The sequence below is a fragment of the Companilactobacillus muriivasis genome (assembly GCF_036246245.1).
In the GTDB taxonomy this organism is placed as follows: Bacteria; Bacillota; Bacilli; order Lactobacillales; family Lactobacillaceae; genus Companilactobacillus; species Companilactobacillus muriivasis.
Map to the genome: position 1 here is coordinate 111,104 of NZ_BTTQ01000003.1, position 17,132 is coordinate 128,235.

14 protein-coding genes are annotated in these 17,132 nt (G+C 38.7%); 4 read left to right on the top strand and 10 right to left on the bottom strand.

Going from position 1 to position 17,132, the window contains the following annotated elements; all coding sequences use genetic code 11:
- Positions 1-48: 48 nt before the first annotated feature.
- The gene (locus AAA923_RS04885; RefSeq protein ID WP_338215072.1) at positions 49-1,422 is read left to right on the top strand and encodes an MDR family MFS transporter; all 1,374 of its coding nucleotides are present in this window, start codon (positions 49-51) and stop codon (positions 1,420-1,422) included.
- Positions 1,423-1,517: 95 nt separating this feature from the next.
- On the top strand, positions 1,518-2,648 hold the full coding sequence (locus AAA923_RS04890; RefSeq protein ID WP_338215074.1) for a diguanylate cyclase: 1,131 nt from the start codon (positions 1,518-1,520) through the stop codon (positions 2,646-2,648).
- Positions 2,649-2,699: 51 nt separating this feature from the next.
- Here the strand turns inward: AAA923_RS04890 and AAA923_RS04895 are convergent, their stop codons facing one another.
- The 5 genes from AAA923_RS04895 to AAA923_RS04915 form a co-directional block, all read right to left on the bottom strand.
- Positions 2,700-2,834: a hypothetical protein gene (locus tag AAA923_RS04895; RefSeq protein ID WP_010018183.1), complete on the bottom strand. Its 135-nt coding sequence runs from the start codon at positions 2,832-2,834 to the stop codon at positions 2,700-2,702.
- Between the two features lie 734 nt (positions 2,835-3,568).
- Positions 3,569-5,038 carry a DHA2 family efflux MFS transporter permease subunit gene (locus tag AAA923_RS04900; RefSeq protein WP_338215078.1) on the bottom strand — a complete coding sequence of 490 codons (1,470 nt, stop codon included), beginning with the start codon at positions 5,036-5,038 and terminating at the stop codon, positions 3,569-3,571.
- Positions 5,039-5,667: 629 nt separating this feature from the next.
- On the bottom strand, positions 5,668-6,531 hold the full coding sequence (locus AAA923_RS04905) for a metallophosphoesterase (protein ID WP_338215079.1): 864 nt from the start codon (positions 6,529-6,531) through the stop codon (positions 5,668-5,670).
- 292 nt (positions 6,532-6,823) lie between these two features.
- Positions 6,824-7,753 carry a DUF7916 family protein gene (locus AAA923_RS04910; RefSeq protein WP_338215081.1) on the bottom strand — a complete coding sequence of 310 codons (930 nt, stop codon included), beginning with the start codon at positions 7,751-7,753 and terminating at the stop codon, positions 6,824-6,826.
- A 101-nt stretch (positions 7,754-7,854) separates the two neighbouring features.
- Positions 7,855-8,499, bottom strand: coding sequence for an SDR family oxidoreductase (locus AAA923_RS04915; protein WP_338215082.1), 645 nt, complete (start codon positions 8,497-8,499; stop codon positions 7,855-7,857).
- A gap of 830 nt (positions 8,500-9,329) precedes the next feature.
- Here AAA923_RS04915 and AAA923_RS04920 point away from each other — a divergent pair.
- Together AAA923_RS04920 and AAA923_RS04925 are read left to right on the top strand one after the other, a co-directional pair.
- A complete protein-coding gene (locus AAA923_RS04920; RefSeq protein ID WP_338215085.1) occupies positions 9,330-9,752 on the top strand; it encodes a MarR family winged helix-turn-helix transcriptional regulator in 423 nt (140 codons plus the stop codon).
- 12 nt (positions 9,753-9,764) lie between these two features.
- Complete coding sequence (locus AAA923_RS04925) at positions 9,765-10,703, top strand: nucleoside hydrolase (RefSeq protein ID WP_338215087.1); 939 nt, start codon at positions 9,765-9,767, stop codon at positions 10,701-10,703.
- A gap of 59 nt (positions 10,704-10,762) precedes the next feature.
- On the opposite strand, the gene argD is transcribed toward AAA923_RS04925, so the two are convergent.
- The 5 genes from argD to AAA923_RS04950 form a co-directional block, all read right to left on the bottom strand.
- Positions 10,763-11,893 (bottom strand): acetylornithine transaminase, encoded by a 1,131-nt coding sequence (argD, locus tag AAA923_RS04930; protein WP_338215089.1) that lies wholly within the window; start codon positions 11,891-11,893, stop codon positions 10,763-10,765.
- 19 nt (positions 11,894-11,912) lie between these two features.
- Positions 11,913-12,656: an acetylglutamate kinase gene (gene argB, locus AAA923_RS04935; RefSeq protein ID WP_338215091.1), complete on the bottom strand. Its 744-nt coding sequence runs from the start codon at positions 12,654-12,656 to the stop codon at positions 11,913-11,915.
- Between the two features lie 27 nt (positions 12,657-12,683).
- Complete coding sequence (gene argJ / locus AAA923_RS04940) at positions 12,684-13,910, bottom strand: bifunctional glutamate N-acetyltransferase/amino-acid acetyltransferase ArgJ (protein ID WP_338215093.1); 1,227 nt, start codon at positions 13,908-13,910, stop codon at positions 12,684-12,686.
- A 17-nt stretch (positions 13,911-13,927) separates the two neighbouring features.
- A complete protein-coding gene (gene argC / locus AAA923_RS04945) occupies positions 13,928-14,953 on the bottom strand; it encodes an N-acetyl-gamma-glutamyl-phosphate reductase (RefSeq protein ID WP_338215095.1) in 1,026 nt (341 codons plus the stop codon).
- 743 nt (positions 14,954-15,696) lie between these two features.
- Positions 15,697-17,037, bottom strand: coding sequence for an SLAP domain-containing protein (locus AAA923_RS04950; RefSeq protein ID WP_338215097.1), 1,341 nt, complete (start codon positions 17,035-17,037; stop codon positions 15,697-15,699).
- Between the last annotated feature and the right edge of the window lie 95 nt (positions 17,038-17,132).

Sequence of the window (17,132 nt, forward strand, 5' to 3'; positions counted from 1 at the left end):
ACTAAAATAAATAGGTTACTACTTTATATTTTGGGAGCGCACAGACACATGTCGAAACAAATCAAAAAATCACTTTACATTATGGTCTTTGGTACCTTCTTTGGTGTTTTGTGCTCTACTTTAATGAACACCGCCCTGCCAGTTTTTATGCAGGTTTTCCATGTCAATTCTTCTACCGTCCAATGGTTAACAAACGGATATACCTTGGTCAACGCAATCATGATTCCTACTAGTGCCTACTTTATTAAGAAATTCTCCTTTAGACATCTCTTCATTATCTTTAGCTCAATTTTCCTAGTTGGGACACTTCTTGGAGCCATCGCCAATACTTTTACCATGGTTATCATCGGTCGCATGATTCAAGCTATCGGTACAGGTATGATGATGCCACTGGTCAACGTCCTCGCTATGCAATACACGACTAGAGCCAAGCAAGGAGCTGTAATGGGAATTATTGGCTTGGCCTTTAATTTCTCCCCTATCATTGGCCCAACGCTGTCTGGAGTCATTTTGCAGTACTTTTCATGGCAATACCTATTCATCCTAATCTTGCCATTCATTATTGCCGTCGTACTGTTGTCGATTTTCCAATTGCCACAAATTGAAACGCATGATAATCCCAAGTTTGACGTTCCCAGCTTAATCACTGTCAGTTTGGGATTACTCTTCCTATTAAGTGGATTTTCAAATATCGGTCAAAATAACTTTCTATCATTTAAAGTCTTAGGATTCACAGTTGTTGGTTTGATTCTGATCGTTATTTTCGCAATTATGGAAAACAAATCATCCAAGCCGATTATTAATTTCGAAATTTTTAAACATTCCCAATTCACCTTCGCGACAGCCATAAATATGTTGATTGTATTAACAATGTACGGCAATACAATCCTTTTGCCACTAATGATCCAGATGATTCTACATAAAAGTCCGTTAATTTCAGGATTAGCTTTGTTACCTGGGGCAATTTTGACCGGATTCATGTCACCCGTCAGTGGTCGCTTATTCGATAAATATCCTATCAAACGAATTGTTGTCACCGGAGTGTTAATCGACTGTTTCGGTACATTTATGCAAGCGGTTATCGACGTTAACGCGTCTGTTTTGATGCTGACAGTTGGTCAAATGGTTCGCCAATTAGGATTAGTTTTAATCTTAATTCCCATTCAGACACACGCCTTAAGTGCATTGCCAAAGAAGTATTTATCCGATGGCGTGGCAACATTCAATACCCTCAGACAAATAGCCGCATCTTTTGGTACAGCCATTATCATTGCTGTAATTACGATGGCTGACAAATTTATCACCGGCAGCACAGTCAATCAATCAGTTGGAATTCAAGCAGGATTTCTAGCATGTTTAGCATTCTTGCTCGTAGCATTATCATTGACCTTTAGATTACATAGGACTGATGTTGTCGATTAAAAAAGTGCTCTCTAGAGAAATAATCTCCGGAGAACACTTTTTTTGAATTGAAGTCGCATGTTAGACTTAAGTATCACGGATTGGGGGGAGCAACTTTGTTAACAAGTTATGTAATCGGCAAGGCATCACTACTGACCAGCCTATTTTTCATCATGGGAATCTTCATCGTCTTTCAAGTGGCTTTCGCCGGAATTAAAAAGATTTTGAAATTCAAAGATATTAGTTTTGACGAATATACACTTCGGGCTATCTTAGGAATTATTTATATCCTAGCCATTTTGTTCACCCTGCAAATTTCCGTTCGTGGGCATTCACATTCCTGGACATTCATTAATTTCCAATTAGTTGCGGTGATTTTCTACACAGTTATTCTCAATGTTCCGTTCAAATTTCACTTATTTGCGCCAATTGTCTTAGCCTTCATGGTATTCAATGCGGCCATAACTAGCTGGGAATCGTGGTGCTTAGGATTTATTCTGATTGCATTTTTCTACACACTCAACTACATCAAAACTCATACCGATAAAAAATTTCCATACTTCTATTACTTAGGTTCCAGCATTTTCTTCGGTGCTGCGTATTGGTTCTTCGCCAAGATCAAGTTTGCTATCAGTTATCCAACTTTTTGGAAAGAAATATTCTATCTAGCTATCCTAGAAATGTTTACTTTCGGCTATATTGCGACCTTGTTTGCGGACGTAGAGTCCAGAACCGCCCTATTTAGAGATGCGACTCACGACAAATTAACTTCTGCCTACAATTACGATGCCTTTGATATCGAATTACGGGAACTGTTCCGCAAAGTTAAAAATTCCGATACTAAATTTACAATGTTGATGTTTGATATCGACCACTTCAAGAGTATCAATGACACTTACGGACATCTTGCTGGTGATGCGGTCTTGAAAAACGTTGTCAGTACCGTCCAAACTGTTATCAGTCAAAATGATTCCAAGATAAAGTTATATCGGACCGGTGGCGAAGAATTTAACGTCATCTTTCCAAATTACGAATTAAACGACACTAAAAATATCATTGAAGAAATCTTTTCAGCCTTGAATCATTCCGAAACTAACTTCGACGGAAAAACTATCAATTTAACTGTCTCAATGGGTGTTTCCGAAATGACTAAGACCGATATTTCAATCAATGATTTCTATTCCAGAGTTGACGAAGCCTTGTACCATTCCAAACGTAATGGACGCCAAGAGATCACCGTTGAATAAAGCGTACAAAAAAAGCTAACAGACATAATCTGTTAGCTTTTTTATTTAGAATTATTTAGATTCTTTAGTGTCGCGACTCTTTAAGAAGTCAAGGACAGCTTGTGTGTTAGCGCGTTTTTCTGCACCATTTTTTTGGTTTACAGGACGGCGGTGGCCAGTCATACCTTTATGTGTATTTTGTGACATCTAAAAAACCCTCCTTCCCGTTATTACATTTAACTTATTTTATTAACCCTATTATTATAAGAGAATTCATCTTACATTTCAACCGTAAATTGATATTCATGTTAGATAACTTAAATTTTCCGTCTCCAGAGCTGAGAAGTATTTCACCTGCCATGCGGAACGGCCCGAGCCAAAGTGCGGTTTCGAACCTCGGTTGAAGCCTTTTCAAAGCCCGAAAAGTCTCCAACTTGCCCGGTGGTGTAACAGCTAAAGCCGTAACGCCACTTTCATAGCTGGTGAATACTTCTCAGCTCTTCCGACTAAGTTATCCCTTGAAATCAAGGTTAAATCTGATTGACGAATCCCTTATTTATTCCCACTAGAACCTAATTTAATCCTTTAAAAACTGAGACAAAACCAACAACCATTTTCAGAAAGTATCCCGAATAGCAAATTACAAATCCACTGCCAAAAACCCTCTGTAAAACAGCCCCAAATAAGCCGGAGGTTGGCAGTGATTTTTGCCTGCTGTGGAGGTGGCGTTACGGCTTTAGCCGTTACACCACAGGGCGACTTTGGAGACTTGCCGAACTGTGGCAAGGCTTCAAAGCGAGGGACGAGACCTTGGCTCGGCCCGGTCCTCATAGCTGGCAAAAAATCACTGCCAACCGGAGGCGGCCCAACAAAAAAACCAATCAATTACCGTCTTGATTGGCTCTTTTCGTATCAATTGTTCTAACTGATCAACTCAGCGACTAGTTTAAATCAGTAGCAGTGCTTTCAGCCTTATCTGTTACAGGCTTTGATTCTTTAGAACTAACTGTCTCTTTGCTTTTATTGTGGACACGGAATGCCAAGATAAATCCAAAGACAGCTAATACTAATGTAAACATAAATCCGTAGTGAGCGCCATTAGTAAATGCTAATTTAGCTGATTTTCCACCATCAGCGAAGTAGTTTGCTTGACCAGTACTCAACAAGATTGTTGCAATACCAGTTGCGACAGCACCGATAACTTGTTGGAAAGTATTGATAATAGCTGAACCATCAGCTGATTGATAAGCATCTAGTGAGTTCAATCCATATGTTTGTGCTGGTGACATAGCTAAAGGAACACCAATCATCAAGACGATATGGGCAGCGATAATGTAACCTAGTGAACTGTTTTGGTTACTGAATAGGAACATAGCTGCACCAATGATTGAGACTAAGAAACCTAGACGTGATAGTACTTTAGCACCGATTTTATCATAAGCACGACCGGCACCGAATGAAACGGCCGCATTGATAATACCACCCGGCAACATAACCATACCTGTTAGGGCAACAGCTACGCCTAAACCATTTTGTAAGTACATTGGCAACAAGTACATTGCTGACAATGTGATACCAAAGTTGATCATAACTAGCACAGAGCCAGTTACAAATTCAGGGTTCTTCAAAACGGCGAAATCCAAAGTTGGTGTTTCAGCGTGCAATTGTTGTCTGATATAAACAACCAATAGCACTAGACCAACGACTAAGGAAATCAAAGCTAATGTGATACTTTTACTTAAATAACTAACTCCGAATACGATTAAACCAAAACTAATCGTTGAAAGTAAAATAGCTAACCAGTCAACTTTTGGCTTAGTTACTTCAAAGACATTCGTTAAATTCTTTTCCATGATTACTAAACCAATCAATAAGAAAATGTTGAATGACCAGAAAATAAATCTCCATGATGAAACTCCCAAGATAATACCGGAAATTGTAGGTCCGATAGCTGGGGCAAACATGATGACAAGAGCTGCCATACCAAGTGCTGCACCTAACTTATTAGGTGGGAAGATTCTCATCGCAATCGAGAACATCAATGGCAAGATAATACCTGTGGCAATACCTTGGATCATACGTCCGACTAATAGCATTGGGAAGCTGATAGCAAGAGCTGCGATCACTGAACCCACGATGAAATCTAATAAACCAAATCTAACTAATCCCCTAGTTGAGAAATGTTTTGTCAATAAACTTGAAAGTGGCAAGACGATAGCGATAACTAGCATGTAGCCAGTAACTAACCATTGAGCAGTACCTGTTTCAATATTAAAAGCTTTCATAATAGATGGAAGAGCAATATTCAATGAAGTTTCACTGAACATGCCGACGAATCCACCGATAAGAACACCCATTAGTGACAATAATGGATGAAGAGGTTTTGTATTAATTTTTTGAGCTTGACTCATAAGTTACCTCCAAATTGTTGCAACAGTGGATTAATATACCAGAAAAAATCCTTCTTCGTAAGTCTTTTCTGAAATTATTTTTTTGTTTTCAATAAATTTGGTTATATTGCCGTCTCCGTTTGCCAGAAAAAATGAACCTGTTGTGACAGAATGCGGTCTCGTACCTCGGTCTTGAGCCGAAAACCGCGTCTCAAAACACGTCCGTGGTGTAATTGCTAAAGCAATAACACCACCTTAACTGCTGGCTCATTTTTCTGGCAACCTCCGACTAATTCAGTTTTTCATAACATGGTACCAAGACAAAAAAAACTAGTCCCTACTTATTTTATAGGGCTAGTTTTATGCATTATTTATATACAGAAACTTGATATAACAGTTCTAATTGCAATTTTTTAATATATTTTCTTGATTAGATTATTCAAAAAAACAACAAAAAATAAATCAGTTGAAAGAGCTGAGAATATTCATCCGCAGCGAAAGTGGCGTTATGGCTTTAGCCATTACACCACCGGACGTGTTGGAGCCTTTCCGGTCTTTGGAAAGGCTTCAACCGAGGTTCGAGACCGCTCTTTGGCTCGGGCCGGTCCGCACTGCAGGTTAATATTCTCATACCTGTAGACGGTTAACATTTATTCTGTGAAAAGTAAGTTTCTTCTTTGTAATCCATCGTTATACAAGTCTATTTGTGTAACGCCTCTAGTCAAGTCACTGCCACAGTTATAGCCTGTAACGTTGCCATAATTTAGGTGCACTCCGGCGTATGATCCCGAGAAATTATTATAGTGATCATGACCGGCAAATAATGCCTTGATATTGTTCTGTTTTAAAATCTCATGGAATAGTCCTGAATTGAGGTCAGCTGAACAAACTGGCTCGCCAAAACTACCGGTTATTCTTTCAGGATCAACTTTCCCATATTCTGGCAATGGTGTATGCATGAATCCAACATCAAACGTCTTGTGCGCATATGATTTTGATGTATCAACATACCAATTGATTTGGTCGAGATCGATTGCCGCATAGAGGCTGACTTCCGGCCATTTTGAATATGCGCCACTATCCCAAACAAAAATTTTATTCACTACTTCACCAGTCGCTTTATCTAAAACTTCTAACATATAATTTTCGTGTTCACCAGACATAAAAATATGTGTTTTATCAGCTAAATTCTTTAATTCTTTTTCAAAAGCACGGATATAAGCTCTGCCATAGCGTCCTTCGGTATCATGATTACCATAAGTTATGGCAACTGGCGTCTCAAACTCGTTCAATAAATCGAAGAGCACTTGTAAACTCTTGTGCGGATCTTCGTTGTATTCGCCCCAAATCAGATCTCCTGTCAACATCAACAAATCAAAATGATTATTTTCCAAAACATTTCGTAACTGGTCAATCATCTTTTCATCGGTTCTTTCCAAAGGATATTCGCCCATGTGAATATCGGTTAGTTGTCCTATCCGAAATGCTTGACCTGCTTCAACGTATAATTTCACTCGTTTTACCTCACTTGATAATTACTTTCAGAAAACGAAATTATCAAACGATTATGTATTTTTTGTATATAAAATGGACCATGACCAACATTTTAGCTAAATGAGTTATTATTCAAATTGATATTTTTATAGCATAATTTACTTTAATTAATCTTTAGAGTTTTCAAAACTTCAATTGATACGGAAAACAGGCCATGCACTTTTAACATGTATTAAATCTAAATATATTTATAAATTAAGTCTATTATCAAAAAAATCAGGTCTTCCTATTAAGGATTGCCTGATTTTCTTATTATCTATTGATAGAACGAGCCATTCTGGCAATCGCATGTCTTTCACCACGAATGGTTTTACTCAACGCATAAATATTTTCAATTGGTGATTGAATTCCCCATGCGGCATCTCCGATATGTTGAATATCAACGCCAGCAACTTTGTTGCGTATAGCCACATTTTGAATGAAACTGCTGCCAGATCCTTCTTGACTAGTTCCAATTGTGCTCATCACCAAAGCTCCACGATTGTGAGCTAATTTAACAATTTCCTTCAATTCAGCATCATCAAAACCAGGAACTGTTCCAACTGCTGGCACCAAAATAACGTCAGCTCCAGCATCCAAGAATGCTTCAACAGATTCAGGACTGACAACAGCTTCGTCAACCCCAGCGCCATGCATTTTCCCAGCGATTACTAAACCAGAGAAAACCTTTTTAGCAACTTTGATATTAGCAGCGATTTGCTTATTGGTTACTCCAGTTCCGGGATTACCAGTTAAAACTACGAAATTAAAGCCAAGCTTCTCAACTTCCTTTAAAATTTTCTCACTAGCCATACGTCCTTCAGGAATAACCAATCGGTCCTCAGCCATTTTGGCATTAGGGTCAACTGGTTCCAAGTTAACTCCGATTGGACGACCAACTAATTTTTGCAAACGATGGATTGACTCACCATCATGATGAGCTCTAGCCGTTGCCATGGTTTCTTCTCCGTCATAAAGTCCTAAAATCAATGGATTCAACACATCCAAAGCATTCAATAAAATCAAATCAGCTCCAAAAGCGGCCGCAATTTCTGAAGTTGTAATGCCATCCAAAGGTTCATGAACGACGACATTTTCACTCAAAACGACACGACCTTCACTGGCCTTGATACTTTGCTTCAATTCCGCACCATTCATTGCCAACATTTCACTCGAATTAGCACTAATTAAACGTTTAACCATTTATTTTTCTCCTTTTACTTGCAAGCGATTACAAATTCACCATATCATTTTTACGCAATTTCAGCCACAAAAAAAATGCGCTATCACACGCATTTAATTTTTTAATACCAAGCAGGCTTATCCCCGTCAGTATTAGGTTTGTTAACACCAATTGACTCGCGTTTAAACTTGTCAGGATCTTGGAAAATATCGACAACAACTTGAGCAATGGATCTTCTAGAAACTTCAGTTCCTTTGAAGGCTTCACCCTTTTGCGTTACTTCATAATCAACTTCTGGCTTGTCAGTCAACCAAGCGGGACGAATGATTGTGTAGTCAAGATCTGAATCTTCAATAACTTTAGCTGCAGCAGCATATGTAGTAATGTAGTTACCCAAAGTCTTGTTGTTCCATTCACCAAACTTGCCGGGTACTTCATCATAAATACCCAAAGTTGAAATCCAAACTAGACGTGTCTTCTTCTCGGCATGCATAGCTTCAACGACAGCCTTAGCTTCATCCTCAATATTGCCACCAGCTAAGTTTGCGTAAACCATATCAACGTCTGACATTGATTCGCTTAATCCAGCAACATCAGTGGCGTCACCCTCAACGGCTTCAACCAATTTGTGTGAATCAGCGAAATCCTTTAAACGTCCAGCATTTCTCAAATATAATCTCAAATCTGCATCAGTTGTATCAACAAAAATATGTTCAGCTAAACGAGCAATTTTCCCGTTAGCACCTAAAATTAAAACTTTAGCCATTTACTTTTCCCCCTGTATTAGTTTCTACAGTCCAATATAGGAGAGTTTTGAAATTAATACAAAGAATGTTTCTCGAGGGAGAGTGAAAGAACTAAAAATTATAAGTCTGGTTGGGGGGCCGCCTGAGGATGACAGTGATTTTTTGCCGCTATGAGGACCGGCGTGAGCCGAGGTCTCACACCTCGATTTGAAGCCTTGCCACAGTTCGGCAAGTCTCCAAATTCGCCCTGTGGTGTAAGTGCTAAAGCACTAACGCCACCTCCACAGCAGGCAAAAATCACTGTCATCCTCAGGCTAATATATTGGTAAAATGTTGTGTATTTCTTCCTTTAAGAACATAAATAATACAAAAATATTGAACGTCTTCTTCTATTTCATATCTTGATTCAATTCAAAAAAGTACAAAAATCAGAACCAAATAATATTACGTATTAATATTAAATTATCAGACTATTAATAATTAGTGTTATTGATCACTTTAAGAGATTTCTATTCAGATTATTTGATACATACCTTATTGATTTAAAGGTCAACTAAACATCAAGAAATCTCCTAGCCTCCGGGTGTCAGTAATGTAGACCGCAGTGAAAGTTGCGTTATAGCAGCGGCTTTCTGCTATTACACAACTGACGCATTTTGAGATTTGCGGTTTATGCTAAGCTCAAAATCGAGATTCGAGACCTTGGCTCGAATCGGTCTCACAGCAGGCTACATTACTGACACCCAGAGGCGGCATATTTAAATGTGAATAATTTTACAATCATTGAAGATAGAACAAATACATGATGTTATAATTATTGAGTAATACAATGCTCTAAGGAGGATCTTTTATGGCGAGTGACGTGGCTCATTTGATCAAAGTTGCATCGAATGAAATTTCCCGTGGTATCAATACTTTTGCGGCTAAATATGGACTGACTGGTACTCAGGTACAGATTATTCATTACTTGGCTGACCATCATAATACCGAGATTTACCAAAAAGATATTGAGAAAGAATTCAATATTCGCCGCTCTACTGCGACTAATATTTTGAAGACTATGGAAAAAGATGAATTAATTATTCGACGTAGCGTTAAAAGTGACTCACGTTTGAAACGAATTGTGTTGTCTGACAAGTCTAAAGAAATGCAAGATGCTATCGATAAATTTATGACCGATAATGATCAGAAAATTCTCTCGACTTTAGGCACATTGGAACGACACAGTTTTGTTCGCGCTCTCAAAAAGATTCCCTTAAAATTAAAAAAGTGAGGTAAGGATTTAATGACAAAAGTAATTATGGACTGTGATCCTGGTATTGATGATGCGATTGCTCTAACAGTTTTACTTGCACATCCCGAAAAAGCTGATTTGATGGGTGTTACTACTGTTGGTGGTAACGTTAAACTTGAATATGTTACACAAAACGCTAAGAAACTACTAACATTTTTAGGCTCAAATGCAGAACTTGCATCTGGTCAAGCATCCCCACTAGTAAAACCAATCGAAACTGCTGGTGAAATCCACGGTAAGACTGGTATGGAGGGCTATGATTTTCCAGAAAACAGTCTCGACTATCCTTTGACAAGCGACAATGCCGTTACTTACATGTACGACCGCATTTCTAAGAGTGACGAAAAGGTCAACTTAGTTGCCACTGCCCCATTATCAAACGTTGCCCTTCTATTGAAGACTTTCCCTGATGTTAAGAAAAACATTGAACACATCTATATTATGGGTGGCTCAACTCTTCAAGGTAATATCACATTGGCTGCCGAATTCAACGCCTACGTTGATCCAGAAGCTATGGATATCGTCTTCAACTCAGGATTACCAATTACTTTATCAGGTTTAAACTTAACCGAAAACAAAGCCTATCTAACAATGGATGAAATCGGCAAGATTAAAGATCTCGGTCGCGTTGGTAAAATGGCTAGCTCAATCTTAGATTTCTATGCCTCAGCTGAATTAGCAAAAGGCATGACAAAGATTCCAATTCACGATGCCTGTGCCGTTATCAGTTTGATTGCCCCAGAATTATTCACTAAGAGCACAAACTATTCAATGGATGTTTGCCTAACTAACGACCAATATCGTGGTATGACATATCCCGACCGTCGTACAGATGCTCCACAAAAGAACAATATCAAAGTTCTTGAAGATGTTGACCGTGAAGCATTTGTTAAATTCATTTTTGATTCATTAGCAAGTTATGAAAAATAAATATTAAAACTCAAAAGGATCAGATAATTCCAAACATGGAATTTATCTGACCCTTTTTTTTACTGTAAAATTTCTTTGATAATATCTAAACCTTCATTTAATTTATCATCATCCATAATCAATGGTGGCAACAAACGTAAAGTATTGTGCTTAGCTGATAACGTCAACAAACCTTTATTCTGCAATTTAGTTATCACTTCATTGACATCTAATGTCGTATCCAAATGAATCCCAATCATCAGACCCATTCCAGTTACTTCGGTTACAGATAACAATGGTAGAATTTCTGTCTCTAGTTTCTGCCAGACTTTAGCTGACTTAGCTTGAACTTCTGCCAAAAACTCTGGTGTTAACTGTTGTAAAACTCCTTGGGCAGATGCCATAGCTAACTTATTACCACCAAATGTTGTTCCGTGTGATCCAGGGCCAAAGGCTCCGACCATTTCCTTTTTACCAATCATTGCGCCAATCGGAATACCGTTACCTAGAGCTTTTGCTAAAGTAATGATATCTGGTTTCAAGCCAAAGTTTTCAAAGGCAAATTTCTTACCTGTTCTACCGATTCCGCTCTGAACTTCATCAATAATCAGTAAAACGCCGTTATCATGGCAAGCTTGTTGAATATCGGTCAACCACTGCTGGTCAGCTACATAAACGCCACCCTCACCTTGAATTACTTCTAAAATCACAGCTGCTAAATGAGAGTCAATCAATTCCAGCGCTTTGTTATCGTTATAGTCCGCAAATTCTACATCCGGAACTAATGGACCAAAGCCTTGTTGAATATCCGGATTGCCGGTCAATGACATTGAACCATAACTCCGACCGTGGAAACCATTGTTGAATGCTAGAACTGCTGTTTTACCAGTATATTTACGAGCCAGCTTGAATGCTGCCTCATTAGCTTCAGTACCTGAATTACAGAAGAAAGCTAGTTGATCATCGTCACATAACATTGCGGCAACATCGTCTTGAATCTGACTTTCATACAAGTTAGAAATATGCCAAATTTTACCTAATTGATTTTGAACATTATTTTGAATAATTTCGTTACTATAGCCAAAACTACAGACACCAATACCACTAGTGAAATCCAAGTAAGTTTTGTCGTGATTATCAGTTAAATAGACATCTTCGCCTTTAACTAAATCGAATGGGAAACGCGCGTACGTTGGGAATACATGTTCCATGATGAACCTCCAGAAATTTTTATTTTTCGACGTATTGGAACTGTGTTCCCGGTCGTCCTAAATCGTTGGTGATAAAAGTTTGGTTAACGCCATTTCTCAAGGCATTGAACGAAGCCTTAATTTTGGGCATCATCCCTGATTTGATAATGTGCTGTTGGAATAAATCATCGGCGACTGTCTCAGTTAACTGTGGAACGACTTTACCAGAATTCAGAACTCCTGGTACATCTGTCAACAAAACTAACGATTCAGCGTGCAACTGAATGGCAATTGTCGCAGCAGCCATATCCGCATTAACGTTCAACCACTGACCTTCATGGGTCTGGGCTAATGGTGCTAAAATCCCAATCTGATTCTGTAATTCTTCCTGCAACCATTTTTTATTAATTTTAGTAACTTGTCCAACTTCACCATATTCAGCTTGGTTTAAATACTTACCTTCTAACAAGTGATTATCGCTAGCATTCAATCCAATAACAGGCAAACCAGCATTACCGATAAACTGGCAAAGTTTTGGTTGAACTAAACCTAATAGAACAGCCTTGGTAACGTTCAAAGTTTCATCATTCGTCACTCTGATACCGTTAATTTTCTTCACAGGCAACTGTAATTTCTCACTCCATTGTGAGATCTGTGGACCGCCACCATGGATAATCAAAATTTGTTTACCTTCTAGCCACCAAGTTTTCAGCTGTTTAAAGAAAGTCGCTGGTAACTGATCACTCGCATTGCCGCCTATTTTTACAACAATCGTTTCCTTCATAATCTTCACCTCATACGTATTTTTTAATTAGCTTCTGTATGTGGCGTTGATTCGGACGTAATTGTAAGTTAAATCACAGCCCCAGGCCTGACCAGTCGCATTGCCGGAATGAAGATCGACCAAAATCGTAATCTTATTTTCGGATAAAGTCTGTTTCATAACTGCTTCGTCAAAGTCAGCACTGTGGCTGTCAGTAACGAGTGGTAAATCGTTCAACCAAACTGACGTATGATCGATATCAACTTGGGCATTTGTCTGTCCAATAGCTGCGATAATACGACCCCAGTTGGCATCTTCACCAAAGATTGCTGCTTTAACTAAGTTAGAACCAACAACTGCTTTGGCAACCTTCTGAGCATCAGCATGGTTAGCCGCATTTTCAACGTTAACTTCAACTAGTTTCGTTGATCCTTCACCATCAGCTGCAATGTCCTGAGCCAATTGTGTTAAAACGGCGTTATACGCACTGAGAAAAGTCTGTGCATTGGTGCTGTCATCATTTTTAATCGGTTCATTTCCAGCTAGACCATTGGCCATCGTTACAACCATGTCATTAGTAGAAGTATCGCCATCAACGGTAATCTGGTTGAAAGTCGAATCAACTTCTTGGCTCAACATTTCCTGCAAAGCTCCATCGGCAATCTTAGCATCAGTAACAACAAAACCAAGCATTGTTGCCATCTTCGGATGAATCATCCCTGAACCCTTACAAAAGCCACTAATAGTTACTGTCTGGCCGTCTAATTCGATTTGAGTTGAGATAGTCTTAGTATGTTTGTCAGTCGTTAGAACAGCTTCAGTTACGTAGAAATTGTCTAATAGCTGTAACTTATCGACACCCTTTTTAATCAAATCCATTGGCAATGGTTCACCGATAACTCCGGTTGAAGCAACGCCAACTAAATCATTGTCGACAGCCATTTTTTCAGCGGCCCAAGCCTGCATTTGTAAGGCGTCGATCATACCTTGCTTACCAGTTACGGAATTAGCATTGGCAGTGTTCATCACGATTCCTTGTAAAAGATGTTCTTTATTGATTGTCTGTTTAGTTAATTTTGTAGGAGCAGCTTGGAATTGGTTAGTCGTATAAGTTCCAGCAGCTTGAGCGGGGACTTCTGAATAAAGCCAGCCCATATCTTTTTTCTCAGGATTCTTACGCAATCCTACGTAAACTCCATCGGCTTTGTAACCCTTAGGCCATGTAAAGGGTACTACTTCATAATTTTTTTCTTCTTCTTTGATAAATGATTGCATAAAAAAATCCTCCTAATTTATGGCAAGGTTGGAATTAAATCCAATCCTAGACCTGGCTCGTATTCAAACATTTGGTTAAAGTTTTGAATTGCTTGCCCGGCTGCACCTTTTAGGAGGTTATCAATTACACTGACTACGACAATTTGATGGGTAACAGGGTTTAATTGATAACCGATGTCACAGAAGTTAGTTCCGACAACTTGTTTAAGTGTTGGGAAAACTCCTTCAGTAGCATTCACAAAGGTATCAGCTGAGTAAGTTTGATTAAAGGACTTTCGGACATCCTCTTCAGTTATCTCAGGCTTAGCCTTGATGTAGCAACTGGCCATTATTCCACGTGTCAGTGGTAATAAAGTTGTTGTGAACTGAATATAAGGTACGTCCGCATCCCAAAGTTTTAATTGTTGAACGATTTCTGGAATATGTTGATGTTGATTTACCTTATACAGTTGCAGATTTTCATTTGTTTGGCTGAAATGAGTTAATTCACTCAATTTCTTTCCCGCACCGGATGTACCAGATTTGGCATCCACTACGATTGAAGTTGGATCAATCAGATGATTTTTAACTAACGGCGCTAAAGCTAAAATTGTTGCAGTAGCGTAGCATCCAGGGTTAGAAACATAAGTTGCACCCTTCGAGCTAGTAAAATCAGCTAATCCATAATGTGACTTTTCAAGATACTTCATTTCTGGAGCATCCTTCTTATACCATTTCTTGTATACGTCACGTGACTTCAATCGAAAGTCTCCGGCTAGATCAATCACTGGAAAGTCCTTGTCAATAAACGGCTTGGCTAATTCAGTGGTAACACCAGCAGATGTTGCGAAAAATACCATTTGATTGTTCTTCATGATATCAGCAGGATCATAAGGCAAAATGTTAGCTCGTCGTCGTAGTTGAGGTAGGACCGATTCTAAAGATTTTATTTCCGATTGTGCATGCCCATAGAGGTTGACCGAATCAACTTCTGGGTGATGCAATAATAGTTCGTACAAGACGCTACCGCTATAACCAGTAACGCCGACAAGACCAACATTCATACGTATCATCCTTTCTTGATGTCTCTGTTCTACTTTTTCGTTCGTAGAAATTAATAGTTAGAGTACGCCTGATTATTAGAAATAACAAGTGCTTTTCTAATTAAGTAATTATTTTTTTAATGTTATCTTTGGCTGGAAATCGTTTCCAATATTGATAGATAAAGGTTAAAAACATTTAAAAAAAATCTTAATTATTGAAATTAATTTTTAATTGCCGCCTCCGGTTGTCAGTAATGCAGCCTGCTGTGTGACCGGTGCAAGCCTTGCGTCTCGAACCTCGATTTTGAGCTTCGCAAAGACCGCGAATCTCAAAATACGTCGGTGGTGTAATAGCAGAAAACCGTTGCTATAACGCCACTTGCACTGCGGTCTGTATTACTGACAACCGAAGACTAGAGTGTTTTTTTATCTGATGTTTGGTTGGAACCTTTTTAACTATCTAATTAATATTTGGAATTTTTTGAATTCGAAACTAACAGATAACTAGCAATAATTAGCAGTAAATTAACAGAAACACCGGAGATTGTCAGAGAATTTCACCCGCAATGGAGGTGGCGTTAGTGCTTCAGCACTTACACCACAGGACGACTTTTGAGACGCGAACTTCGGCTCAAAATCGAGGGTCGAGACCTTGGCTCGAGCCGGTCCCATAGCAGGTGAAAATTCTCTGGCAATCCCCGGCGGCAAGAAAAGAACACAAAAAAAATACACCTTCATTTCTGAAGATGTATTCAATAAATATATTACTTACTAATGCCTGTAGCGAATTCTGGTTCGTAATATGAATTTGATTTCAAATTCAATCCACTGTTCAAGTTAACGTCAGAGATCCAAACCCAATCGTTTGTTCCAACTTGACCCCAATATGAACCATATTTATTAACAACTAATTTACTAATTTTCCATGATGTATTAGCTGGTAAACTTTGATCATATCTATTAGTTGCAGTGTTATATGTTTGGATATTTTTCTTTGTTGTAGCAATCAAACCATTGCCAGGTGTTGGCATGCTTGAATTTGTATTTGTTGTTGGTGTAGATGTTGTTGTATTGTCAGCAATATTTACATAGGCAACTGAAATATATTCATTTGTAGCGATTTGATAGTATGTTTGCTTGTCATAGTGCAAAATATCGCCACCAAGGATCCACTTGCTACCTACTGGCACTGTCTTTCCAGTATTATCGCCGTGACCATTTACGATGTCAGTTGTTACCGTAACTGCTCCGGTCTTACCAGCATCTGTTGAGCCAGACGTGATGTAACTACCATTTCCAGAATAGTCTGTATTGTTATTTGTAGTTGTTGAACTAGCAACTGACATATCGGCAAATGAGACCCATTCGTTAGTAGCAACTTGATAGAATGTTTGCTTGTCACGGTGCATAGCTTTTCCAAGCTTCCATGAACTATTAACTGGCAAAACAATTCCGGTATTTGTACCTTGATCATTAACTACAGCAGCGACTTGAGTTATGGTACCAGTCTTGCCAAAGTTACCGTCTGTTTCAACATAATTATCAGCAGCAGTATTTGAATTATTATTGTCATTTTCACCATCAATTGTTACATCAAGTGATTGAATGTATTGATTATTTCCGACTTGGTAATAAACCATACGGTTGGCATGCATTACTTCACCAATAACCCAACGGCTACCAGCTGGTAAAGAAGTTCCTGTTTCGTTACCATAACGGTCAACGACTGCTAAAGCTTGATTGGCTGTAACAGTTTTTCCAGCATCGGGATTAGTATTATATGTAATAGCTGGTCCAAATTCAGGATCAACAGAATTTGTTGCTCCAGTAACATTTGTAACAACTGAAGCTGGAATATACTCATTCGTACCAATTAAGTAGTGAGCTACTCCGTTGATTGTTTCTTGTTGACCTAATTGCCACTTGCTTCCACTTGGCAAAGTTTGACCTGTTTGTTTACCACTTGCGTTATAAACTGGCGTTGTAGTGGCGACAGTTCCCACAGCACTGGCATCCACTGTTTGTTGTGGTAGAGCATTCAAAGCAGCTGGTGCTAGCATGATGGCAACTGCTGATGCTACTAAAATATTATTTCTTTTTTTCATTATATCCATCTCCACTGAAGAATATTCTTACTTATATTCATGTTAAGTTTATAATTCATACATATAAGGAAGCAACGAATTTTCGTAAATATTAC

Excerpts from the sequence above, each read along its gene's own strand:
- argB (WP_338215091.1), bottom strand. The coding sequence starts at position 12,656 with ATGAAGGAAACGATTGTTGTAAAAATAGGCGGCAATGCGAGTGATCAG.
- AAA923_RS04900 (WP_338215078.1), bottom strand. The coding sequence starts at position 5,038 with ATGAGTCAAGCTCAAAAAATTAATACAAAACCTCTTCATCCATTATTG.
- AAA923_RS04885 (WP_338215072.1), top strand. The coding sequence starts at position 49 with ATGTCGAAACAAATCAAAAAATCACTTTACATTATGGTCTTTGGTACC.
- argJ (WP_338215093.1), bottom strand. The coding sequence starts at position 13,910 with ATGCAATCATTTATCAAAGAAGAAGAAAAAAATTATGAAGTAGTACCC.
- AAA923_RS04910 (WP_338215081.1), bottom strand. The coding sequence starts at position 7,753 with ATGGTTAAACGTTTAATTAGTGCTAATTCGAGTGAAATGTTGGCAATG.
- AAA923_RS04925 (WP_338215087.1), top strand. The coding sequence starts at position 9,765 with ATGACAAAAGTAATTATGGACTGTGATCCTGGTATTGATGATGCGATT.
- argD (WP_338215089.1), bottom strand. The coding sequence starts at position 11,893 with ATGGAACATGTATTCCCAACGTACGCGCGTTTCCCATTCGATTTAGTT.
- AAA923_RS04920 (WP_338215085.1), top strand. The coding sequence starts at position 9,330 with ATGGCGAGTGACGTGGCTCATTTGATCAAAGTTGCATCGAATGAAATT.
- AAA923_RS04895 (WP_010018183.1), bottom strand. The coding sequence starts at position 2,834 with ATGTCACAAAATACACATAAAGGTATGACTGGCCACCGCCGTCCTGTA.
- AAA923_RS04950 (WP_338215097.1), bottom strand. The coding sequence starts at position 17,037 with ATGAAAAAAAGAAATAATATTTTAGTAGCATCAGCAGTTGCCATCATG.
- argC (WP_338215095.1), bottom strand. The coding sequence starts at position 14,953 with ATGAATGTTGGTCTTGTCGGCGTTACTGGTTATAGCGGTAGCGTCTTG.
- AAA923_RS04915 (WP_338215082.1), bottom strand. The coding sequence starts at position 8,499 with ATGGCTAAAGTTTTAATTTTAGGTGCTAACGGGAAAATTGCTCGTTTA.